The 21,324-nt window shown below is 52.8% G+C and carries 20 protein-coding genes, 2 pseudogenes, 2 riboswitches and 1 other annotated feature; of the genes and pseudogenes, 15 read left to right on the top strand and 7 right to left on the bottom strand.

Features of this window, described 5'->3' with window-relative positions:
• The first annotated feature begins 61 nt into the window (after nucleotides 1-61).
• The 9 genes from QOS10_RS03090 to QOS10_RS03050 all read left to right on the top strand — a co-directional run bounded on the left by QOS10_RS03090 (nucleotide 62) and on the right by QOS10_RS03050 (nucleotide 6,960).
• The gene (locus QOS10_RS03090) at nucleotides 62-961 is read left to right on the top strand and encodes a glycine betaine ABC transporter substrate-binding protein (protein ID WP_283593651.1); all 900 of its coding nucleotides are present in this window, start codon (nucleotides 62-64) and stop codon (nucleotides 959-961) included.
• Between the two features lie 57 nt (nucleotides 962-1,018).
• Complete coding sequence (locus tag QOS10_RS03085; protein ID WP_283593650.1) at nucleotides 1,019-1,669, top strand: ABC transporter permease; 651 nt, start codon at nucleotides 1,019-1,021, stop codon at nucleotides 1,667-1,669.
• Nucleotides 1,644-2,414, top strand: a complete 771-nt coding sequence (locus QOS10_RS03080) for an ABC transporter ATP-binding protein (RefSeq protein WP_283593649.1) — start codon at nucleotides 1,644-1,646, stop codon at nucleotides 2,412-2,414. The genes QOS10_RS03085 and QOS10_RS03080 overlap by 26 nt, the downstream gene beginning before the upstream one ends.
• Complete coding sequence (locus QOS10_RS03075; protein ID WP_283593648.1) at nucleotides 2,407-3,042, top strand: ABC transporter permease; 636 nt, start codon at nucleotides 2,407-2,409, stop codon at nucleotides 3,040-3,042. Before QOS10_RS03080 ends, QOS10_RS03075 begins: the two co-directional genes overlap by 8 nt.
• Nucleotides 3,043-3,091: 49 nt before the next feature.
• A riboswitch (FMN riboswitch) is annotated at nucleotides 3,092-3,235 on the top strand.
• 155 nt (nucleotides 3,236-3,390) lie between these two features.
• Nucleotides 3,391-4,455 (top strand): bifunctional diaminohydroxyphosphoribosylaminopyrimidine deaminase/5-amino-6-(5-phosphoribosylamino)uracil reductase RibD, encoded by a 1,065-nt coding sequence (ribD, locus tag QOS10_RS03070; RefSeq protein WP_283593647.1) that lies wholly within the window; start codon nucleotides 3,391-3,393, stop codon nucleotides 4,453-4,455.
• Nucleotides 4,448-5,050, top strand: coding sequence for a riboflavin synthase (locus QOS10_RS03065; RefSeq protein ID WP_283593646.1), 603 nt, complete (start codon nucleotides 4,448-4,450; stop codon nucleotides 5,048-5,050). The genes ribD and QOS10_RS03065 overlap by 8 nt, the downstream gene beginning before the upstream one ends.
• Nucleotides 5,050-6,231, top strand: coding sequence for a 3,4-dihydroxy-2-butanone-4-phosphate synthase (gene ribB / locus QOS10_RS03060; RefSeq protein ID WP_283593643.1), 1,182 nt, complete (start codon nucleotides 5,050-5,052; stop codon nucleotides 6,229-6,231). The genes QOS10_RS03065 and ribB overlap by 1 nt, the downstream gene beginning before the upstream one ends.
• A gap of 2 nt (nucleotides 6,232-6,233) precedes the next feature.
• Nucleotides 6,234-6,695: a 6,7-dimethyl-8-ribityllumazine synthase gene (ribH, locus tag QOS10_RS03055; RefSeq protein ID WP_283593641.1), complete on the top strand. Its 462-nt coding sequence runs from the start codon at nucleotides 6,234-6,236 to the stop codon at nucleotides 6,693-6,695.
• Nucleotides 6,696-6,765: 70 nt separating this feature from the next.
• Nucleotides 6,766-6,960, top strand: coding sequence for a hypothetical protein (locus tag QOS10_RS03050; RefSeq protein ID WP_283593640.1), 195 nt, complete (start codon nucleotides 6,766-6,768; stop codon nucleotides 6,958-6,960).
• Between the two features lie 51 nt (nucleotides 6,961-7,011).
• On the opposite strand, the gene QOS10_RS03045 is transcribed toward QOS10_RS03050, so the two are convergent.
• A complete protein-coding gene (locus QOS10_RS03045) occupies nucleotides 7,012-8,004 on the bottom strand; it encodes an asparaginase (RefSeq protein WP_283593637.1) in 993 nt (330 codons plus the stop codon).
• A 235-nt stretch (nucleotides 8,005-8,239) separates the two neighbouring features.
• On the opposite strand from QOS10_RS03045, the pseudogene QOS10_RS03040 reads away from it, so the two are divergent.
• The 3 genes and pseudogenes from QOS10_RS03040 to QOS10_RS03030 all read left to right on the top strand — a co-directional run.
• A pseudogene (locus QOS10_RS03040) lies at nucleotides 8,240-8,758 on the top strand (aldo/keto reductase); the annotation flags it as partial.
• A 15-nt stretch (nucleotides 8,759-8,773) separates the two neighbouring features.
• A pseudogene (locus QOS10_RS03035) lies at nucleotides 8,774-9,638 on the top strand (aldo/keto reductase).
• A gap of 160 nt (nucleotides 9,639-9,798) precedes the next feature.
• Nucleotides 9,799-10,293 (top strand): prolyl-tRNA synthetase associated domain-containing protein, encoded by a 495-nt coding sequence (locus tag QOS10_RS03030; RefSeq protein WP_283593635.1) that lies wholly within the window; start codon nucleotides 9,799-9,801, stop codon nucleotides 10,291-10,293.
• 52 nt (nucleotides 10,294-10,345) lie between these two features.
• Here QOS10_RS03030 and QOS10_RS03025 read toward each other — a convergent pair whose 3' ends face one another.
• The 4 genes from QOS10_RS03025 to QOS10_RS03010 all read right to left on the bottom strand — a co-directional run bounded on the left by QOS10_RS03025 (nucleotide 10,346) and on the right by QOS10_RS03010 (nucleotide 14,553).
• Nucleotides 10,346-10,900, bottom strand: coding sequence for a PepSY domain-containing protein (locus QOS10_RS03025; RefSeq protein ID WP_283593633.1), 555 nt, complete (start codon nucleotides 10,898-10,900; stop codon nucleotides 10,346-10,348).
• Between the two features lie 381 nt (nucleotides 10,901-11,281).
• Nucleotides 11,282-12,580 (bottom strand): asparagine--tRNA ligase, encoded by a 1,299-nt coding sequence (gene asnS / locus QOS10_RS03020; protein ID WP_283593631.1) that lies wholly within the window; start codon nucleotides 12,578-12,580, stop codon nucleotides 11,282-11,284.
• Between the two features lie 30 nt (nucleotides 12,581-12,610).
• On the bottom strand, nucleotides 12,611-13,621 hold the full coding sequence (gene asnA / locus QOS10_RS03015; RefSeq protein ID WP_283593630.1) for an aspartate--ammonia ligase: 1,011 nt from the start codon (nucleotides 13,619-13,621) through the stop codon (nucleotides 12,611-12,613).
• Between the two features lie 64 nt (nucleotides 13,622-13,685).
• Nucleotides 13,686-13,942 (bottom strand) — a binding site (T-box leader).
• Between the two features lie 59 nt (nucleotides 13,943-14,001).
• Nucleotides 14,002-14,553: a folate family ECF transporter S component gene (locus QOS10_RS03010; protein WP_283593629.1), complete on the bottom strand. Its 552-nt coding sequence runs from the start codon at nucleotides 14,551-14,553 to the stop codon at nucleotides 14,002-14,004.
• A 54-nt stretch (nucleotides 14,554-14,607) separates the two neighbouring features.
• A riboswitch (THF riboswitch) is annotated at nucleotides 14,608-14,705 on the bottom strand.
• A 177-nt stretch (nucleotides 14,706-14,882) separates the two neighbouring features.
• On the opposite strand from QOS10_RS03010, the gene QOS10_RS03005 reads away from it, so the two are divergent.
• Nucleotides 14,883-15,662, top strand: a complete 780-nt coding sequence (locus QOS10_RS03005) for an N-acetylmuramoyl-L-alanine amidase (protein ID WP_283593628.1) — start codon at nucleotides 14,883-14,885, stop codon at nucleotides 15,660-15,662.
• 223 nt (nucleotides 15,663-15,885) lie between these two features.
• Nucleotides 15,886-16,989 (top strand): ATP-binding protein, encoded by a 1,104-nt coding sequence (locus QOS10_RS03000; RefSeq protein WP_283593626.1) that lies wholly within the window; start codon nucleotides 15,886-15,888, stop codon nucleotides 16,987-16,989.
• A 52-nt stretch (nucleotides 16,990-17,041) separates the two neighbouring features.
• Here the strand turns inward: QOS10_RS03000 and QOS10_RS02995 are convergent, their stop codons facing one another.
• On the bottom strand, nucleotides 17,042-19,579 hold the full coding sequence (locus tag QOS10_RS02995; RefSeq protein ID WP_283593624.1) for a M1 family metallopeptidase: 2,538 nt from the start codon (nucleotides 19,577-19,579) through the stop codon (nucleotides 17,042-17,044).
• 135 nt (nucleotides 19,580-19,714) lie between these two features.
• Between QOS10_RS02995 and QOS10_RS02990 the strand changes: the two genes are divergently transcribed.
• The gene (locus tag QOS10_RS02990; RefSeq protein WP_283593623.1) at nucleotides 19,715-20,461 is read left to right on the top strand and encodes an alpha/beta hydrolase; all 747 of its coding nucleotides are present in this window, start codon (nucleotides 19,715-19,717) and stop codon (nucleotides 20,459-20,461) included.
• Between the two features lie 51 nt (nucleotides 20,462-20,512).
• Here QOS10_RS02990 and QOS10_RS02985 read toward each other — a convergent pair whose 3' ends face one another.
• Nucleotides 20,513-21,172: a YczE/YyaS/YitT family protein gene (locus QOS10_RS02985; RefSeq protein ID WP_283593621.1), complete on the bottom strand. Its 660-nt coding sequence runs from the start codon at nucleotides 21,170-21,172 to the stop codon at nucleotides 20,513-20,515.
• Nucleotides 21,173-21,324 lie beyond the last annotated feature (152 nt).

Genomic DNA, 21,324 nt, shown 5'->3' with positions numbered 1-21,324 from the left:
ATTGAGAATTTATAATGAGTGTCGATGAAACTTAATAAGTTACAAAGGGAGCGATATCGACATGCAATTTAAGAAAATAGTAGCGGCGGCCCTGTTAGCAATCGTGACCCTATTGATGGGGGCCGTAGCGCCGGCAACCGCCAGTGCTGCCAGCAATAAACCGATCATTGTTGGTTCCAAGAGTGTTCCGGAGAGCAAGACGGTCAGCGAGATCTACGCCATCGCCCTTGAGCACGCCGGCTATAAGGTGATCCGGAAGCAGAATATTTCTAATTCAGTGGTCTACCGGGCTGTGAAGACTGGCCAGGTAGATGTCTACCCTGAATATACGGGGACGATTGTGACGGCCTACCTGAAGAAGAATGGTCAGGGCAAGTCCGCTGCCCAGATGGCCAGCCTGGCCCACAAAGGGGTCGCCAAGGATGGCCTGACCACCTTTAACTACGCTCCCGATGATAACCGGCAGGGGGTCGGCATTCGGACCAGCGTGGCTAAAAAGTACCACATTAAAGATTTGAGCGACCTCCAGAAGCAGGCGGGCAAGATCCGCTTTGCCTCCCAGGGGGAGTTTGAAAAGCGGCCGGATGCACTGCCGGCCATGAACAAGGCCTATGGCAAGTTCAACTTCAAGTCGATCAAGGACTACGATGCTAACCTGCTCTACAAGATCATGGCGCAGGGCAAGGCCGATGCCGCTCCAGTCTCCACGACAGACGGTCAGCTGGCCACCAGCAAGTTCCAACTGGTCAAGGATAACAAGAACATCTGGCCGCCATACAACCTGGTTCCGCTGGCTAACAAGCAGGCCGTCAAGCGTTACCCGAAGATGGAGAAGACGCTGAACAAGGTTGATGCCAAGCTGACCACCAAGACCGTGACCCAGCTGAACAAGGAAGTCGGTGTCGACGGGCAAAATTATCGGACCGTCGCCCAGAATTGGTATAATAAGAACATGAAGTAAATTGTCAGGAAGCTGTGATAAACAGGTCACAGCTTTATTTGTATCAGGAGGCAACCCTTGTTAGCACAGATTATTCATTATTTTCAAACAGACAGCGGCCAGTACTGGCAATATGTCGGCCAGCACATCCTGCTGAGCATCAGCGCGCTGGCCATTGCGATGGTGATCGCCTTGCCACTGGGCTACCTTGGCTCCCGGGTTAAGGCGGTGGCCAGTTTTTGCACCGCCTTCGCCCAGGTACTGCGGATCATCCCCAGCCTGGCCCTGTTATTCCTGTTGATCCCATTTATCGGGACCGGGGTGGTGCCAGCCCTGATCGCCCTGGTAGTCCTGGCCTTGCCACCGTTGATGATCAACACCATCCTCGGTTTTAACGAGGTCAGCCCTACCTACAAGGAGGTGGGGCTGGCGTTGGGAATGGACCGGCGACAGCTGCGGCGGCAGATCGAGGTTCCGCTGGCGATGCCCTATATCCTGAACGGAATCAAGCTGGCCCTGGTCGAAATTATCGCCAGTGCAACCTTGGCTACCTACATCGGCGCCGGCGGCCTGGGGACGTTGATCTTCACCGGCCTGGGCCTGTACGATATGTCCTACGTCGTGATCGGTGGGGTTAGTGTGGCCCTGCTTTCGCTGTTATCAATGCTCGGTTTTGATTTTTTGATTAGGAAGGTACAACGCAATGACCAAAACAAGTATTCAATTTAAGTACGTCCAAAAAAGCTTCGGTGACAACTTGGTCATCCCGGACCTCTCCTTCACCGTCCAGGAGGGAGAGTTTGTCACCATCCTTGGTTCCTCGGGGAGCGGGAAGACGACCCTCCTTAAGATGGTCAACGGGCTCCTGAAACCGAGTGCCGGGGAGATCCTGATCGGGGGCAAGAAGCTGGCTGACCAAGACCTGGTTAACCTGCGCCGGCACATCGGCTATGTGGTTCAGCAGATCGGCCTCTTCCCGCACATGACGATTGCCCAAAATATCGGGGTGGTTCCGAAGATGCTGAATTGGCCGCATGAGAAGATTGTTTCACGTGTAACAGAGCTCCTCCAACTGGTCCAGCTCGACCCAGATAGCTTTGCGGACCGTTACCCCAGCCAGCTGTCGGGCGGTCAGCAGCAGCGGGTCGGCGTGGCCCGGGCCCTGGCGACCAACCCGCCCTATGTCCTGTTTGATGAACCGTTTGGGGCGCTGGATGCCCTGACCCGGCTGGAGCTGCAGCGGGAGATTAAGCGGATCCACGATAGTCTGGCTAATAAGACCTTCCTCTTTGTCACCCACGACATCAACGAGGCCCTCTTCCTTGGCCAGCGGGTGATGGTGATGCATGACGGCCAGATCGAACAGTTTGCGACCCCTGAGGAAGTGGTCACCCACCCGGCAACGGCTTTCGTCAAGGAACTGCTGGGAACCGTCCAGCAGAATGAGCAGTTATGGGGGCGGGCCCATGATTGAGTATTGGCAGATGAATTCCACCGAGATGCTGCAGGAGGTCGGCCAGCACGCCCAGATGGTCTTGTTATCACTGTTGATTGCTTTGCTGGTGGCGATGGTGCTAGTCCTGGTCTTTCTGCGCCGCCGGAACTGGCTGAACGGCCTAGTCTACTTTTTCTCCTTACTGTACTCGATCCCCAGCTTTGCCTTCTTCGCTCTCCTGCTGCCCTTCTCCGGACTGGGAATGCGGACGGCGGTGATCGTCTTGACGGTTTACTGTGAGTACATCCTCTTGCGGTCCTTCATTACCGGAATCCAGGGGGTGGACCCGGCCCTGGTCGAGGTGGCGCACGGGATGGGAATGACCCGGTGGCAGACCTTCACCAAGGTTCAGCTGCCCCTGGCCCTGCCGGCGATCTTCAGCGGCATCCAGGTGGCCCTGGCGTCGACGATGGCGATGACCACGATTGCCGCCACGATCAATGCCGGGGGGCTCGGTCAGCTGCTCTTCGATGGCCTGCAAAACCAGCAGGTCGTTCCAATCCTCTGGGGAACCCTGCTAACGATGGCTTTGACGCTGGTTTGTGCTGGCCTGATCTGGCTGTTACAGTGGGCGTTGACGCACCGCTGGCTGAAAATGGTTAAGTGAAGTCCTTTACAAATGATAAGTTAGATAGTATTCTTAAAATAAATCGAATATATTTCTTCGGGGCAGGGTGAAATTCCCAACCGACGGTAACAAGTTAATCTTGGAGTCCGTGACCCGCTGATCATTATGATTAGCGGTTGAACCAGTGTGAGTCTGGTACCGACAGTTAAAGTCTGGATGGGAGAAGAAATTTAATATACTAGGAACGCTAGTAGTGTTTTTAAATATTGTTAATGACCCCGGATAATTGTTTGTTATCCGGGTTTTATTTTTAAAGCCGCACTAGAACTAGGATGAAAAAGCCCCGAGAAATATTCTCGGAGCTTTTTTGTTGGGAAGGGAAGATAGATGCAAAGTGATGAAAAATGGATGCGTTTAGCAATTGCCCAGGCAAGGCGGGCCGACTATACGACCTGGCAGAATCCCCGGGTCGGGGCCGTGGTCGTCAAGGGCGACCAGCTCCTGGCGACGGGGTACACCCACGAGTTCGGCGGTGTGCACGCGGAACGGAACGCGATCAAAAAGCTGTCGGCGGACCAACTGCGGGGCACAACTCTGTATGTGACCTTAGAGCCCTGCAGCCACTATGGGAAACAGCCACCGTGTGCGGACCTGATTATTGATTCGGGGATTCGGCGGGTTGTGATTGCGGAGACCGATCCGCATGCCCTGGTGACCGGGAAAGGAATTCGGCGGTTGCGAGACAGTGGGGTGGCAGTTGTAACGGGAGTCTTGGCTGATCAGGCCGCGGTGGTGAATCCCCACTACAACTTTTATTTTCAGAAACATCGACCATGGGTCACCCTTAAGCAGGCAATTTCGCGGGACGGTAAGGTGGCTGCGGCTCCCGGCGAGCGAACTACGATTACTAATCAGGCCGTTTATGACCGGGTTCACCAGGAGCGGGCCTGGTTTCACGGGATTGTCATCGGCAGTCAAACGGCCATCGTTGATAATCCCACCCTCCTGACCACGGCCCCCACCAGCTTTCCGCCGGTGCGGATCGTCCTCGACCGGCGAGGCAGATTGGCGCAGTATTCAACACTGCCCCTGTTACAAGACGGCGCCGCCCCTACCTGGGTCTTCACCAGTGATCCCGGATTGAAGGAGCGGCTGGCAGATAGTAACGCCGAGGTGATCTACCAGGCGGACGCTGATATCCCGGCGGTTGTGGCGGAATGCGGGCGGCGTGGTCTGCAGGCCCTCTATGTTGAAGGTGGTCCCACCGTTCACCGGGCCTTTCTGAAGAGTGGTCTGGTGAATGAACTGCTGACTTACCAGAGCGCAAGGCGGATTGGAGAACATGGGGTAGCCGGTGCCTGGTACCCGCGGCAGAATCCGGGGCACGAGACTACGGTGGAACATTTAGATGACAATATCAGAATAAGTGAGAGGATGGTAGCAAATGTTTAGCGGACTAATTGGAACGACCGGAAAGATCCGCCAGCTGGCGCAAACTGGGGAGACGATGTGTTTGACAGTGGTCCCCCAAGCAAGTGGTTTTTTGAAGAGAGCGGTAGTTGGCGATTCGATTGCGATCGACGGTACCTGTCTAACAATCGAACAGTTTGTGGATAATGGTTTTACCGTTACCTTGATGCCGCAGAGCTTTATGAAGACGATTTTTAAGGAACGGCAAGTTGGTGATTTGGTAAACCTTGAACGCTCGCTGAAACTGGGAGACCGGCTGGAAGGCCACATTGTGACGGGACACGTCGATGAAGTTACCCGGGTGATTGACCGTCGACTGAACGAAAATGCCATTGAACTGGTCTTCTTGTTACCAGCACGTCTTCGCGGACAGGTGGTTTCACAAGGGAGTGTCGCTATCAACGGGGTTAGCCTGACGGTGATGCAGGCCGATGAAACCAGCTTTAGTGTTGGCCTGATCCCACATACCCAGGCGGTGACCAATCTCGATAGGCTGCAGGACGGCGATTTGGTCAACATGGAGACTGATATTTTAGGTAAGTATGTTGCGCGAAATATGAAAGTGGGGCTGAAATAATGAATGTTAAAAAGATCCAGGATGCACTGGCACAACTGAAGAATGGTGGGCTGGTAATTGTGATGGATGATCAGGATCGCGAGGCCGAAGGGGATATGATCGGTCTCGCCAGCAAGGCAACCCCGGCGAAGGTCAATTTTATGACCAAGTATGCGCGGGGACTGATGTGTGTGCCAATGGCGCCGCAAGTGGCTAAACGCCTCCAGCTGCCTCAGATGACGGCAGATAACACGGACCCGTTTGGCACGGCCTTTACGATCAGTGTTGACCACCGCTCGACTACGACCGGGATTTCGGCCTTTGACCGCTGGCGGACAATTACCCACCTGGCGGATCCCAAATCGACCAACCAGGATTTCTACAAGCCCGGTCACATCTTCCCATTAGTTGCCAAGGAGGGCGGCGTCTTGGAACGTAACGGTCATACCGAGGCAGCAGTTGACCTGGCCAAGCTGGCGGGTGAGGAGCCAGTGGCCTATATCTGCGAGATCTTGAAGTCGAATGGGGAGATGGCCCGGTCCACGGAACTCCACGAGATGGCGGAAGAATACAGCCTGCCGATTATCACCATCAAGGAGCTTCAGGAATACCGGCGAAACGAGGTGAGTAGGCCGGTCGAAGAAGTGAAGCTCCCCAGCACCTACGGAAACTTTCGCTTACACTATTTTCCCGGTGGCAACCTAGCCCTAATCAAGGGTGATCTGACAAGATCAGCACCAGTGATGATCCGCCTGCACTCGGAATGCTTTACGGGTGATGTTCTTGGGTCCCTGCGGTGCGACTGTGGTCCCCAGCTCCATGAGGCCATGCGCCGGATTGAGGAGAATGGGCAGGGGGTCATCCTCTACTTACGGCAGGAGGGCCGGGGAATCGGCCTGCGTAATAAGCTCAAGGCCTACCGTCTGCAGGAAGAAGGGTACGATACCGTGGAGGCCAACGAACAGCTGGGCTTTGCACCTGACGAGCGAAAGTACGAAACGGCGGCACACATGCTTAAAGAGCTTGGCGTAACCACGATTGACCTTTTGACCAACAATCCGGATAAAATCGACCAGCTCCGCCTAGACGGGATTACCATCAATCACCGCCTACCACTAGAGATCCAACCGAATGCTCATGATCACAAATATCTGGAAACGAAGAAGCAGAAATTTCATCACCTATTGAACTTGGAGGCATAAACATGAACGAATTTAGTGGAAAATTTGACCAGCAGAACTTGAAGATTGCCATTGTGGTCGCTGACTTTAACGCCACCGTTACTCGCCAGCTGATGGAAGGGGCCGTGGCAACCCTGGAAAAGTTTGGGGTTCCAACAGACCAGATCAATGTTTACCATGTTCCAGGAGCGTTTGAAATTCCTTTTATTAGTCAACGGCTACTGGCGAGCGGCCAGTTTGATGGAATCATGACCCTGGGGGCCGTGATTAAGGGCGAGACGGATCACTATGACTTGATCTGTCAAAACGTCGCCAGCGGGATCATGCGGCTCAACGTTCAGGGTAAGATCCCAGTAACGTTTGGAATTCTGACAACCGATGACATTGAACAGGCAATGCAGCGGGCCGGCCTGAAGATGGGGAACGAGGGGGCCAGCACGGCACAGAGCCTTCTGGAGATGATCTCGCTCAGTCGACAAATCTGACCATTCATCTTGTTATGCCTCCACCGGCTTGTGATATAATCACGTTAAAACCGGAAAGGAAGCAAAATTAGTGAAGAGCTTTTTTAAGAATCAACGATTGACGGCCGGGGTGGCCCTGGTCAGCTTGGTCCTGTTAGTCATCACTGCATTGCCAAGCCTCCACGCACCCAAGTGGATTCAGATTGTATTCCTGTTTATCTTCTTGATCTGTGCGCTCACGTTCACGGTGACGTCAGGCTGGGAACGGCTTAAAGATCGCCAATAAAAAATAACGACTACTGAACAACAATATTGCTGTTTAGTAGTCGTTTTTTAGTTAGTCGAGGGTGACCTCGCCCGCCACGTCGGTTTCAAAGAACTTGGCAATTCTCTTGACGTCCATTCCTTGACCGAGACCCCACATCAGCTTGGTAATGGCACTCTCGGAGGTCATATCATGAGCGCTGATGGCTCCTTCAACTAGCGCCTGGCGCCCAACCTCGTACTTAGTCAGGTCACTCCGTTCGTAGAGACACTGGCTGGTGGCGATGACGGGGATTCCGCGCTTGATCAGCTCACCAACCGCCGCCGCGATGTTCCGGCGGATGTAGGTCATGCCGCCTAGACCATAGGCTTCGATGACAATCCCGTGGCAGTCATGTTCGGCCAGGGCCATCAGGAGGCGGGGGTCAAAGCCAGGGAAGAGCTTGATCAGGAAGACGTTGGTATCGATCTTGGTGTTTAAGACACATGGTTCAGTGCTGCGTGGACGCTTGGTCTTAATTGTGAAGCCATCGGAGGTTACCTCGGCCACCGGTGGAACGTTGACGCTTTCGAAGGCATCGAAGGCCGTGGTCCGGACCTTGACGCTTCGGCACCCCCGCATGATCTTCCGGTTGAAAGCCAGGTAGATGTTCGGCTGGAGGTTGGCGGCTGCCGCGAAAGCTAGTTGGAGGTTGTCCGGAGCGTCACTGAGGATGACGTTCATCGGGACCTGGCTCCCGGTAAAGACCACCGGAATGTTAATATGCTGGAGCATGAAGGTCATCATCGAGGCAGTGTAGGCCATGGTATCTGTTCCATGTGAAACAACGATTCCATCGTAGTCGTTGCGGTACTGGTAAATTGCCTTAGCAATCACTTTCCATTCCTCCGGTTGAATATTGGAGGAGTCTAATTGGAGGATGTCCTTGACGGTGACGTTGTAAGGAACGTTGCCCAGTGTCTGGACAAGCTGCTTGCCGGTCTCCCCGGGTACGAGGCCCTGGTCCGAGACGACCGAAGCGATGGTGCCCCCGGTGGAGAGCAGGAGGATTTTCTTTTGTGTCATGTGAAACCACCCGTTTTTGCTACATATTTTAATGGGCTGATCTTGAAATGACAAGTCCCGGTGGCCATTACTGGGGCCAGTTGGCCGTGAAATCCTTGATGAGTGGTTGAAGCTGGTCGCGTTGATCTTTCAAGTAGCTAGCGTAGAAGGTCATTGTAGCAGTTGGATCCGTGATTGGAAGGGTAACCCGATCGCCGATGTGGTAGTCTTCAGGACCATGTTCGTCGGTAATATTAGTAGTAAAGAAGGGAAAGTTGGTGTACCTGGTCAGTTCTCTAAGAGCGTCGTAATCGGTCTGGTAGAGGACCTGGAACTGACGGAACCCGTTAAGCCCGCTGTTAACCAGATCGAAGTTAACCCTTGGTACCAACAGAACCAGGAAGTTAAGTTTGCGCAAGGTGAAGGCATCCGGGTTGAAGCCTGGGCACCATTCGCCGAAGGTAAGCACAACATCTTCACCAACGAAACGATTGCCAAGATTGCAGCCAAGTACGGCAAGTCCAATGGTCAGGTCATCCTGCGTTGGCTCCTACAACGGGGCATCACGGTCATTCAAAAGTCCGTTCACCAGAAGCGGATGGCCGAGAACATCGATGTCTTCGACTTTGAACTGTCCGATGACGACATGAAGGCCATGGCCGGTCTTGACAAGAACGAGAGTCAATTCTTTGATCACCGTGATCCGGTTACGATTGAACAGATCTTCGGTTCCAGTCTGCGGGTCGTTCAAGACGACGAAAAGAACAAGTTCTAAGGAGGTTTACTCAGAATGAATATTCCAACATTTAAGTTAAACGATGGCAACGAGATTCCGTCCTTTGGTTTCGGGGTCTTCCAGATCCCCGCTGACGGTTCAACCTATAAGGCCGTTAGTGAAGCCTTGAAGCTCGGCTACCGGCACATTGACACTGCCGCTGCCTACTTCAACGAGCAGGAAGTCGGCAAGGCCATCAAGGACAGCGGGATTCCCAGTGACCAAATCTGGGTTACCTCTAAGATGTGGCTCCAGGACTACGCCTACGAGAATGCCAAAAAGGCCATCGACATGTCACTGGACAAGCTGGGTCTGGACTACATCGACCTCTACCTCCTGCACCAGCCATACGGCAAGGTTGACGAAGCCTGGCGGGCATTGGAGGAAGCACAAAAGGCGGGCAAGATCCGTTCCATCGGGGGGTTCCAACATGACGCCAAAGCTCTGGAAGAAGTGGGTGCCGAACTTCAACGTCACCCCAGCCGTTAACCAGGTGGAATTCAACCCGTACTTCCAACAACAAGAACTGCGTGACATTTTAGCTGACAGTCACGTGGCGCTGGAAGCTTGGGCACCGCTGGGTGAAGGGAACAAGGACCTCTTTGCCGAACCAGTCCTGAACGACCTGGCCAAGAAGTACAACAAGGACGTCGGCCAGATTATCCTACGCTACGAACACCAACTGGGGGTCATCGTCTTCCCTAAGTCCGTCCACGAAGCCCGGATCAAGTCCAATGCCGAGCTCTTTGACTTTGAACTGATCTCTGATGAAATAGATGCTCTCAGCAAGCCCGACAAGGGCAAGGGCATGCACGATCCCGATGCTCTAGGTGTTGGTGAAATGCTGTTGAATGCCTTTGATGTTCACGCTAACGACTAATGATTAACTAAAAAATCTCCCGAAAAGGCTCGTCTCCCCGACAAACACAGCCGCCTCCTCAGTTGGCTGTCAGAGGTGCCGGGCCTTTTGTCATGTGTTGTTTTGGCAACCGAAACAGTTATAATAAATGTAAGCGATTAACTGTAAAGGAGTGACGACGATGCCGATGGGAACGTATCAACAGGTTAAGGATGAACTCAAGAAGCTGGGAATCGATGACTACGAGGTGGTCGATCACCCGGCAGCCCACACTACGGAGGAGGCCGACCGCTACATTGCCGGCCGGGAAGGCGTGCGGACCAAGACAATGTTTCTGAAGGGGAAGAAAAAGAAGTTCTACATGGTCATCATGGATGACAAGAAGCGGATGGACTTCCATGAATTCCAGGACCTGACCGGGGCCAAGCGGGTTTCGATGGCCCGGCCTGAGGACCTGCAGGAACAGCTCGGCCTGGCCCCGGGAATCGTCTCCCCGTTCGGCCTGCTCAACAACACCGCCTACAACGTCCAGGTCTACTTTGATCAGGACATTGTCGATGAACCGATCCAGACATTCCACCCCAACGAAAATACCCACACCATCTTTATCAAGACCCCGGACCTCTTCAAGTTCCTCAAGGCCGAGAGCTACGATCCGGAAATCATTGACTTATAGAAAACAATTACCCCGGACACCTAGAATTGCCGAGTGCCGGGGCATTTTGTGTTTAGTTGTCGTTGATGATGTCTTTAGTGAGGGCGTTGATCTTGACCTCAGTTGTGTGGTGGCCATCGATCACGTCCACCTCCCAGGTCTGCTGGCCATCATCATTTTCCAGCTTCCACCGCTGCGCCTTGCCCTGTTTAGTCTCGTTCTCGGCCAGCTTAGTGGCGTCCTGGCGGCTGATGGTCTTGTTCAGGTCGAGGGCGTAGTACTTGTCGTCGTGGTCGAGCTTGGTCGAGTGGCTCCACCTGATCTTACCAGTCTTGGCGTTGATCACTGCGGTGTACTCCTGCTCCTTGTCGAAGCCGTCGATCTGGTACTGGTACCGGTTGCCCTTGGGCTCCAGGGTAATCTCGGTCACCTGGGCATCCTTGAACAGCCGGTGGAACCGCTGGACGGCCTGCGCTTGATTGAGCTTGATATCGGCGGTCGTAGCCCGGGCCGCACTGACAGTTGTTGAGTTAATGGCAAAACTGATACCACCAATGGCGCTGGTGGTCAGAACGGTAACGGCCATCATGCGTACTAAGCGCGACTTCAGTGAACTTGGTTTCGTCATATCCAATCCTCCTGTAAAATCTAGGTTTCTTTAGTATTAATTATATCAAGTTCATAACTGAATTAATGCTTTGAAGTGGTTAAGAATAACGTAAGAATGGTTAACAAGGAACTAGATAATAAGAATCTCGTGCTGCTTAGGCTTTTTAGATATGAGTTTGGTTGCGCCGATATTAGTTAGAAAGTCAAGTACTCGGTGTGTTTTAGTTCTTATTACTAAGAACGTATTCTTCAAAAATGTCATTTTGGGGCAATAGCTGCTATGAAACCATCATGAAAACTTCGAAAAACGCATTTTTGAAGATTATAATCAAAAAAGATCCCCCACAAAATGGTAAAAATACCATTTTACGGGGGATTTGTAATTTACCAAATTAGTTTATTATGGGCGCAGGCGGTTGAGCATCCGTGGGAACGGAATGTTTTCCCGAATGTGGTCCTGCAGGGTGATCCATGCCAGGAACCGTTCCAGACCCATCCCGAAACCGGAGTGCGGCACGGAACCGTACTTGCGGAGGTCGTCGTACCAACCGTAGTCTTCCTTGTTCAGGCCGTTTTCTTCCAGCTTGTTGGTGATGTATTCGTAGTCGTAGGAACGTTCGGAACCACCGATGATTTCACCATAGCCTTCGGGAGCCAGGAGGTCGGCACAGATAACTTGCCGGTCGTCCTCGGGGTCAGTTGGCATGTAGAAAGCCTTGATTGCCCGTGGGTAGTTCATGATGAAGACCGGCTTCTTGAACTGGTCGGCCAGGTAGGTTTCTTCTGGAGAGCCGAAGTCGTCACCGTACTTGGAGTCGAAGCCGCCTTCTTGCAGCATTTCGATGGCCTTCTTGTAGGTGATCCGTGGGTATGGCAGCTCAGTGAATGGCTTCAGACTGTCCACAGAACGACCAACCATTTCCAATTCGGTTGCGCAGTGGTCAATCAGGTCTTGAACCAGGTAGGCAACGTATTGTTCCTGGATCTTCAAACTCTCGTCCTGGTGCATCCAGGCCATTTCAGGTTCAATCATCCAGAATTCGGTCATGTGCCGCCGGGTCTTGGACTTTTCAGCCCGGAAGGTTGGGCCCATCGTGTAGACCCGACCGAGTGCCATGGCCCCGGCTTCGGCGTAGAGCTGACCGGATTGTGACAGGTAGGCGTCGTCATCGAAGTACTTCACATCGAAGAGTTCCGTCGTCCCTTCTGGCGCACTGGCGGTCAGTTCAGGGGCATCGAACTGGGTGAAGCCGTGCTTGTCGAAGAATTCCATCGTGGCCAGCTTCACCCGACTGCGGATCCGCATTAATGCCCACGGTTTGCGGGAACGCAGCCACAGGTGACGGTGGTCGAGCAGGAAGTCAATCCCGTGTTCCTTGTTACCAATCGGGTAGTCCTCGCTGGCCCCAACGACTTCGATGTCCTTGATGTGGATTTCGTAGCCAAACTTGGAACGCTTGTCTTCGGCGATCTCACCGGTAACGTAGAAGCTGGTTTCTTGGTGCAGGTCATGCTTAGCCAGGTCAAAGGTCTTTTCGTCGACATCGTTCTTCCGGATGATTCCCTGGAAGAAGCCGGTGCCGTCCCGCAGCTGCAGGAAGGCGATCTTACCACTGGACCGCTTGTCCGTCAGCCAAACACCGATCTTAACGGTTTCGCCAACGTACTTAGGTGATTCACTAATCGTAATTGTTTCCACTGTTGAATACTCTCCCAACCTTGTTTATTTTTACAGAATTTGAATATGTGCTGCTTCACATTTCTTCAGCATATCTTCTGGCCAAACGCTGGCTTGTACTTCCCCAACGTGAACCTTGCCCAGCAGGAGCATGCAGAGCCGTGATTGGCCAATTCCTCCACCAATTGTATATGGTAATTCGCCGTTGAGCAACATTTTATGGAATGGCAGCTTGGCCCGGTCTTCAGCGCCAGCCTTCTTCAGTTGTTCACGCATGGACTCTTCGCTGACCCGGATCCCCATGCTGGAAATTTCCAGCTTGCACTGCAGCGGTTCGTACCAGAAGATGATGTCCCCGTTGAGATGCCAGTCATCGTAGTCGGGTGCCCGGCCGTCGTGCGGCTTACCGGAGCGCTTGAGCTTGTCACCGATCTTCATAATGAAGACGGCGCCCATCTCCTTGGCGATCTTGTCCTCACGTTCCATCGGGGTCAGGTCTGGCCAACGGTCTTCCAGCTCCTGGGTGGTGATGAAGTGGATGTCGTCAGGCAGCTGGTAAACGGCGTCCGGGTAGAGCTCCCAGAGTTCGCGTTCGATCCGCTTGATGACCTTGAAGATCTGGCGAACGGTGGCCTTCAGGGTCGTCTCAGTCCGCTCTTCCTTGGCGATGATCTTTTCCCAGTCCCACTGGTCGACGTAGATGGAGTGGAAGTTGTCGACGTCTTCGTCCTTCCGGATAGCGTTCATGTTGGTGTAGAGACCTTCGTGCATGCCGAAGCCGTACTTCTTGAGGGCCAGCCGCTTCCACTTGGCGAGGGAGTGGACAACTTCAATCGTTTCATCCGGAATGGACTGCATGGAGAAGGAGACCGGCGTTTCGATCCCGTTCAGGTTATCGTTCAACCCGGTGCCCTTTTCGACGAACATCGGCGCAGACATCCGCTGCAGGTGGAGTTCGTGGCCAAACTCATCTTGGAAGTTTTCCCGAATGAACCGGATCGCTGCTTCGGTATCACGAATTGACAACTTTGGATCGTAATCCTTTGGAATAATCAAACTCATAAATAACACTCCTTTAGAAAATCGGTATTTGGGAGCAAATAAAAAAGCCCTTCGTCCCCATCAACTAAGGGACGAAAGGCTTTATTCCGCGGTACCACCCAAGTTGTCTGGGCAAGGACCCAGGCCACTCTTTTCGAACACTACATGTTCTACCGGCGAGGTAACGTACCGGGGACGGCTGAGCCTACTCTGATCGAAATCATTTGGGTCAGCGGCATTGCGAGAAAGTGTTTTTCAATCGTCCAGGGTCGGTCCGTTTCGCACTGGCACGGACTCACTTGACGAATGCGGCGATTTACTCTTCTTCCTCATCGCTTTTGAAATCTTTAATGATATTTTAACCTATTTCTAAGCAATTGCAAGTCTTTTTTAGAAAAATTTTATCTGGTCGTCTGCAGGTTGATCTTGGAAACCTGACGTAAAATAACGAAGACGATCAGGGCTTCGATCGGCCAGGTGATGACCTCCTTGGGGAGCCGGATCGTCAGCAGGGCCATGAAAGTCCGGCCGGTGCTTGACGAACTGAGGCTCATCAGGTAAATCCACAGAGTCGTGAAGATGACGTTGGTTACGAGGATCTGGAAGAACTCGTAGACCAGGGCCCGCTGCCAGGTGATCTTCTGGTTGTAGAGGAACATTCCCGCAATCACCCCGGAGATAAATGCCGACAGGGTGAAGCCGGGGAAGAACAGGGTGCCCGAACTCAAGATCGTGTTAGAGATCAGGTCGTTGATCACCATCGCCAGACCACCGATCCAGGGACCAAGGAAGTAGCCGATCAGGGCGGTGGCGATGAAGCCTAGGCCGACCTTGACGACGGTGGGATCACCAACCGAGAGCTTCCCGAGAACGACCTGGAGGGCAATCAGCATGGATGCCAAGGTCATCTGACGAGTTGTGAAACGCGGACCAGAAAAAGATAGAATTGACATTGTCAAAACCTCCCTAAATATTTTTTGTTAGGGACGACATTGACTCGTGTCCAATGTGGTGAATGCGGAAAAAACCAAGCGGCCCATCTGGCCTCCTTTCGACGTTCACATTCCGTTCCGTCGAACAATTACTCGGCAGTTCCTACCCCAACGGTGGGTAGTATACGATATAGCCGGGTATTTATCAATATCTATGCTTAAAATAATAGTAAAATAAGAACTATAAAAGCGTGCATCACGCAGAAAGTTCATAAAAGCACAAATGATTTTACCTTTTACCGTTGGTTTTCGTATGATAGTGACAATGAAATTTTAAGGGAGGGTCCATAATGCAGAAGCGGCAACTAATGTTAATCTTGGCCTGTATTATCACCACGCTGGCAATCATCATGCTGGCGGTCTTGATGATCCCGGGCCGGGGAATTCACTACGTTTCATCGGCGACCCTCCGACAGCATTTTTACCTGCACAACGGCTGGTATTATGACGGTCGGGACTGGGCGTTCGTCCAGGGCGGCCATAAGGTGACCGGGACTCGGCAGATCAACGGGGTCACCTATCACTTTGCCCGCGATGGCAAGCAGGTCCTGCCTTACCGGATCAGTTACCAGTACCAGCTTTCTAGCAACCAGGGGACCAGCCAGCCGGCCAGTTCAAAGTACATTATCCTGCACGATGTGGGCAGTCGGGCCGATGGACAGCAAGCGGCCAGTTTCATGCAGCGGACGGCCAACAGCAGTCAGGCCTACACCAACTTCATTGTCGGCAACGGCGGGACGGTCTACCAGATGAAGCGTCCGGGGATTGTTTCCTGGGGGGCCGGGGTGACGGCCAATCAGAATGCTCCTGTCCAGATTGAACTCGGCCACGCCAGCAGTCAGAGCATATTTCGGGCGGACTACCGGGCCTACGTTGCCCTGGCCCGGGACATGGCCGGCAAGTACGATATTCCACTGGCCCTTGACCAGGGCAGCACGGGCAGTAAGGGGATTAAGAGCCACCGCTGGGTCAGTCAGCACATCTGGGGTGACCACCAGGATCCCTATGAATATCTCACCCGTTACGGCGTCAGCAAGCAGGAACTGGCTAACGACCTGGCAGGAAAGTAATAGCATAAGAGGGGGCTGTGATTACGAAGGCATAAATGACTTCTGTCACGCTTCCTTTTTTGTTTTGTGGAGCTTATGGCAGGTTTATTTTTGATAAGATGATGAGTTTTTTAAGGCAACTGCTAAAAAATATGATTAGATAGTTTCCGTTTGCTAAAAAGTTATAAAAAGTTATAAAATAAACAGAGAGTTATAAAAAGTTATAAAAAAGGGAGCGTCGGATATGGAGAATCCGTTTAATCCTAGTTTTGGAACAGTTCCAAGCGTGTTTCTAGATCGGAACTTGTTATCTAAAAGAATTGTTACGGAGCTTAATAATGATAATTCACCATTTCAAACTTCACTGATATATGGCCAGCGAGGTGCAGGTAAGACAACGCTAATGACAGATATTGCTAATGAGTTAAAAAAAGATCCGCATTGGCAGGTGGTCAATTTGGTACTGGATGATGACCTACTAGAATCGTTAATATCTCAGTTACAAGAGAAATTGGTAGATATGAAAATTCTGAAAGATTTTGACCTGAAAATTGCATTTAAGGGAATCCAATTAGATACCAAACTTAGTAAATCGACAATTCAGAAAAGCTTTCAAACAGTCTTTCATAGGTTGCTGGAAAAATTCACACAAAAGAATGTTAAAGTTTTAATCACGATTGACGAGGTCAGAACTACGTCGCTTTTAAAGAAGCTGATCAGTTGTTACCAAATTATGCTTCGCGATAACCTGTCTGTAGCGTTGTTAATGGCAGGGTTACCAGAAAATATTTCGGAGATTCAGAACGATGATGTCCTGACATTCTTACTTCGTGCTAATCGAATCACTCTTAATCCTCTTGATGTGGAGAGTATTAAGACTAGCTATGCGCGGATATTTCGTAGTGCTGGTTATCAGGTTGAAGCACCAACATTACTTTATATGACCAAACAGACAATGGGATTTGCGTATGCGTTTCAGCTTTTAGGCTATCTGGTTTGGCAGACTAGTGAGAAACAAGCCCGTAAGGAAATTACAATCGATACAGTAAAAAATGTTCTTGATACTTACGTTAGCGAACTTTTCCGTAATGTTTACCACAAGGTTTATCACGAGATGTCAATGCGTGAACGCGAATTTGTCCAGGCAATGGTTAAGACCGGTCAAGAAAAAGTCAAAGCTCAGCAAATTGGTCAGGCTATGGATAAGCAGCCAGGCTATGTTTCTGTGTATCGGCGGAAACTAATCGACGACCAGATTATTGCCCCAGCTGGTTATGGCTATGTTCACTTTATGTTGCCGTACTTTGGTCAATACGTTGAAGAACAACTGATAATGGATCAATTTTAACTAGAAAACGTCCCTGGACTATTCCCGGTCCAGGGACGTTTCGTGTTTATTATTAGTCTAAGCTTTTGGCAATCGTAGCGTTGATGGCGGCCTTCTCAGAATCAATCAGGGCGACCTTGCTCTCGATGATATTGATGTCCATCTTGATCTCCCGGGTCAGACCAGGTGTGTTGATCTTTGGTTCAAAGAAGTCCTTGAACTCGGCCAGGCGCTCCGGCGTGTGGAAGACGCCCGCAGTGACGGTGATGAAAGTGGCAAACTCCATGTCGCCGCCGACTGTATCGTTAAGCCACTGCCAGTCGGTCCGCAGCCAATCCCAGGCTGCTTGCTGGCCGGCATCGTTGGCGAGTACGCCCCGGTACCAGGCCCGCAGATCCTGCGGCTTGATGACACTGGCGTTTTCGTAGAGGGCGATGATCTTCTTGATCGTTGCCGGATCGGTCGTGTTTGGCAAGGCACCACGAATATCTTGCTTGAAGCTGGCGTCGGCGGTGTCCTGATAGGCCTTGATCAGCTTTTCAAACAGCTCATCGTTACCGTAGTTCTGGACCTCGTTCTTGAGCACCAACTCCCGGACGTCGGCAGACAGCTGCTCCAACCGGTCCTGGTAGTCGCTGAAGATCCGGTGGGCCTCCGCCATTGAATCGGCGTTGCGGGCGTACAGGGAGGCGTTAAGAACGTATGGCCGGGTCAGCTGGTCATCATTGTTCTCGCCGTCCTTAGGGAGCCAGCCGAGCCGGGCCACCGCCTGCTTGCTCAGTTGGTCGAAGAATGCGCGCAGCTCTTGTTCTTCCGGACTGCCAGGCTGGACAAACATCTTCAGGTTGTTGGCGATGTGGTAGAGCTCGGCGTTGACGATGGCCGATGGACTGTTGGCAAACCGCTTCAGCAGTGGGACCAGGTCGGCGTAGGAAACCTGCTGACCTTCCGCAAGCAGCCGCAAGTCTTGGAGCAGTTGCCGCTGGCTGATTGGGTCCAGCTGGTCGGCGCTATCGAGGATGTCCTTCAACAAGGTGTCATCGTACTTGACGATGAAGTGGGAGTTGTTGCCAACGTTGAGCCGGAATGGCTGGCCGTTCTTATCTCGCAGTTCCTGGTAATTGCCGAGGACGACTTGCTTGTCAGTCATGATCTGTGGGGCAGCGTCGTAGTTACTGTTCAACGGAATCTGCCAAGTCCGTCCCTGGTCGACCCCGTCACCGATGAAGAACTGCTTTTGACTGAGCACGAGCTGGCCCTGGTCATCGACTGCTGCCGTGACCACTGGATAGCCGGGCTGCTCCAGCCAGGAGTTCATGATCTTGCCGATGTCCAGGCCGGAAGCTTCGCCGAGGGCCTGCCAGAGGTCGCTCCCCTTGGCGTTGTGGTACTTGTGAGCAGCAAAGTAGTTCTTCAGTCCCTTGCGCAGGGCATCGTCACCGAGCAGGGCCCGGACCATGACCAGCATCCGGGAACCCTTGGCGTAAACGATCGCGGAGTCAAAGATCGAGTCGATTTCAGCTGGGTTGTTAACCGCAACGTGGACTGGTTGAACCCCGTCCGTGGCGTCCCGCTGCAAGGCCATCGGGGCTTCCGTGGTCTGGAAGAGTTCCCAGATGTGCCAGTCAGGGTGGATGGCGTCGACGGAGACGTATTCCATCATGTTGGCAAAGCTCTCGTTGAGCCAGAGGTCATCCCACCAGTTCATCGTGACCAGGTCACCAAACCACTGGTGCGCCAGTTCATGGGTGATCACAGTGGCGACCAGCTGCTTCATGTCCAGGGAGGTGTTGTCAGGATCGAGCAGGAGGTAGGCTTCCCGGTAGGTTACCAGTCCCCAGTTTTCCATGGCCCCAGCGGAGAAGTCGGGCAGGGCCAACTGCCAGGAGTGCGGCAGTGGGTACGGAGTCTGGTAGAAGTCTTCGTAGAACTCGATGGCCCGCTTGGCGATGTCGAGGGCAAAGTCGAGTTCCTTTGGCTGGTGGGCCTTGGTAGCGAAGACGCCGACCTTGACGCCGGACTTGGTTTCCGTCAGCTTGCTCTGCATTTCCCCGAAGGCAAAGGCTACCAGGTAGGTGGACATCCGGACCGTCTCCTGGAAGTAGTGGACGCCGTTTTCGACGTGGTCCTCGGGCATGTTGGCGATGATCGTTTCACCAGGATGTTCGTCGTACTTGATGGCGAGGCTGAAGGTAGCCTTGGCCGCTGGCTCGTCGACGCTTGGAAAGGCCTGCCGGGCCGCCGTGGTTTCAAACTGGGTCCCGATCAGCTGCTTCTTTTCCCCGTTGACCTCGTAATAGGATGGGTAGATCCCCATCATGGTGTCGGTCAGGGGCGCGGTGTAGTCGATGGTCAGCGTCACTGCTCCGGCTTGCGGGAGGGTGATGTCGATCGCTTCCGCCTGGTCATCAGTGGTAAACGGCACATCCTGACCAGCGACCTGGACGCTGTTGACGTGGAGGTACTTCTGGTTGACGGCGATCTGAGATTGGCTGGCGTAACCGGTGATGGTCGTCCGACCGCTGATCGTCTTCTTACCCCGGTCGATGTCGAGGTAGAGGTCATAGTGTTCTGGTTGGAATGTTTCCAACAATCGCTTGTTTGCTGTCATTAAAAAACTCACTTCTTATTTTTAGGATAGTTTAATTATACGGCGAAAGCGATGCGGGGCAAAGAAATTACTCCGGCCCGGCGCCGTTGGTGATCGCCGGGCCGAGCCGGTATAATGATAGCGAGGTGAATTATCATGGAAATTACGATTGAACGCGACGGTCTCCGTCTCCACGGCTTGCTGGAAGGGACGGACACACTGGAAAACGACACGGTGGCGATCCTGATGCACGGCTTCAAGGGTGACCTGGGCTACGATGAGACTAAGATCCTGCCGACCCTGGCCCGTGTTCTCAACCAGGCGGGGCTGGCTACGCTGCGCTTCGACTTTGCCGGCTGCGGCAAGAGCAATGGCCGGCTTGAAAATATGACCGTGCTGGGCGAGCTCCTTGACGGCATGAAGGTCATCGACTTTGTCCGGCAAAAGGTCAAGGCTAAGCACATCTACCTGGTTGGGCACTCCCAGGGTGGGGTGGTGGCCTCGATGCTGGCAGCCTACTACCGGGACGTGATCGACAAGCTGGTTCTCCTGGCGCCGGCAGCCACGCTGAAGGATGATGCCCTGCAGGGGACCTGCCAAGGGAGCACCTATGATCCCAACCACATCCCGGATCACGTGATGGTGGACGGCTTCAAGGTCGGCGGGGACTACTTCCGGACTGCCCAGCTGCTGCCGATCTACGAGACGGCGCAACACTTTGCCGGTCCGGCCCTACTGATTCACGGTACGACCGACCAGGTGGTTTCACCGGCAGCCACGCGGAAGTATCACGTCATTATGCCCCAGAGTGTTCTCCACCTGATTGACGGGGAAGGGCACATGTTTGACGGGGCTCATCGTGCAGAAGTGGTTCAGCTGGTGACTGATTTTCTAACTGAGTAAACGAAAAGGGCTTGTGACAAAGGTGCGTTTGTCACAAACCCTTATTTTAATTTAGGCGGCATCACCAGCGCGCTTGACCCGGAAATTGTGGGTCAGGCCGTGCCAGACGTGGCGGTCAAAGAAGCCGATCAGGGGACCGTTGGCTAGCAGGGCAAACAGAGTCCCAATGTTGATGGCGTACAGGTGACCGCTGATCAGGAAGGTGACCACCATGATGACGATCGGCGGAATGAAGTTGACCAACTGAGCCACGGCGACGTGGTTATGAAGGTAGAGGAAGCGAAGGATGTTGGTCGTATCGTCGTTGGGGTGCATGACCAGGTTGGCCCGCTGGTAGATGGAGATGGCGCAGCAGAAGGTCGCCACCCCGATAAAACATAGGATGGTCCGGATGAGGAATAGGAGACGGCCTACTCCCAGCCAGGTGAAGAGGGCAACAAAAACGTCGACAAAATAACTGAAACAGGCGATGAAGCCAATTTCCCCGAAGAAGCGCCACTTATCCCACTGGTGAATTAGAAGCTGGTTAGTGATGGCGACCAGGACGCCCACACAGAACATCGGAATCCCGACCGTGGTATGAATTAAGTTACCAATGTTGACTTCAGAGGCGGTCCAGGGACTGGTCCCGACATTGGTGGCGACGGTCAGACCGTTGCCGAGGGCGTTTAGGACCAGACCGATGACTAGGGCCAAAATACGAATAGACATGGGATTATTATGCTTTTGGATGGTTGTTGCCTTCTTTTCAATTAGTGTTAATGATTATAATAATGCATCTTTTACGTCAACCACCACGCCCTAAAGGACGTGGCTTGTGAGCAAACACCCTTCTGATGAGTGCTTGAACCACAATTTGCATA

Source organism: Limosilactobacillus galli (assembly GCF_947381495.1).
Classification (GTDB): domain Bacteria; phylum Bacillota; class Bacilli; order Lactobacillales; family Lactobacillaceae; genus Limosilactobacillus; species Limosilactobacillus galli.
Note: the sequence above shows the minus strand (reverse complement) of the source record. Positions and strands in the feature narration are given on the sequence as shown.

What these genes read in the sequence shown, in the direction of transcription:
- QOS10_RS03045 (WP_283593637.1), bottom strand. Translation starts at nt 8,004, where the DNA reads ATGACACAAAAGAAAATCCTCCTGCTCTCCACCGGGGGCACCATCGCT.
- QOS10_RS03065 (WP_283593646.1), top strand. Translation starts at nt 4,448, where the DNA reads ATGTTTAGCGGACTAATTGGAACGACCGGAAAGATCCGCCAGCTGGCG.
- ribH (WP_283593641.1), top strand. Translation starts at nt 6,234, where the DNA reads ATGAACGAATTTAGTGGAAAATTTGACCAGCAGAACTTGAAGATTGCC.
- QOS10_RS03010 (WP_283593629.1), bottom strand. Translation starts at nt 14,553, where the DNA reads ATGTCAATTCTATCTTTTTCTGGTCCGCGTTTCACAACTCGTCAGATG.
- QOS10_RS02985 (WP_283593621.1), bottom strand. Translation starts at nt 21,172, where the DNA reads ATGTCTATTCGTATTTTGGCCCTAGTCATCGGTCTGGTCCTAAACGCC.
- asnA (WP_283593630.1), bottom strand. Translation starts at nt 13,621, where the DNA reads ATGAGTTTGATTATTCCAAAGGATTACGATCCAAAGTTGTCAATTCGT.
- ribB (WP_283593643.1), top strand. Translation starts at nt 5,050, where the DNA reads ATGAATGTTAAAAAGATCCAGGATGCACTGGCACAACTGAAGAATGGT.
- QOS10_RS03030 (WP_283593635.1), top strand. Translation starts at nt 9,799, where the DNA reads ATGCCGATGGGAACGTATCAACAGGTTAAGGATGAACTCAAGAAGCTG.
- QOS10_RS03090 (WP_283593651.1), top strand. Translation starts at nt 62, where the DNA reads ATGCAATTTAAGAAAATAGTAGCGGCGGCCCTGTTAGCAATCGTGACC.
- QOS10_RS03005 (WP_283593628.1), top strand. Translation starts at nt 14,883, where the DNA reads ATGCAGAAGCGGCAACTAATGTTAATCTTGGCCTGTATTATCACCACG.
- QOS10_RS03080 (WP_283593649.1), top strand. Translation starts at nt 1,644, where the DNA reads ATGACCAAAACAAGTATTCAATTTAAGTACGTCCAAAAAAGCTTCGGT.
- QOS10_RS03075 (WP_283593648.1), top strand. Translation starts at nt 2,407, where the DNA reads ATGATTGAGTATTGGCAGATGAATTCCACCGAGATGCTGCAGGAGGTC.
- QOS10_RS03000 (WP_283593626.1), top strand. Translation starts at nt 15,886, where the DNA reads ATGGAGAATCCGTTTAATCCTAGTTTTGGAACAGTTCCAAGCGTGTTT.
- QOS10_RS03025 (WP_283593633.1), bottom strand. Translation starts at nt 10,900, where the DNA reads ATGACGAAACCAAGTTCACTGAAGTCGCGCTTAGTACGCATGATGGCC.
- QOS10_RS02995 (WP_283593624.1), bottom strand. Translation starts at nt 19,579, where the DNA reads ATGACAGCAAACAAGCGATTGTTGGAAACATTCCAACCAGAACACTAT.
- QOS10_RS02990 (WP_283593623.1), top strand. Translation starts at nt 19,715, where the DNA reads ATGGAAATTACGATTGAACGCGACGGTCTCCGTCTCCACGGCTTGCTG.
- ribD (WP_283593647.1), top strand. Translation starts at nt 3,391, where the DNA reads ATGCAAAGTGATGAAAAATGGATGCGTTTAGCAATTGCCCAGGCAAGG.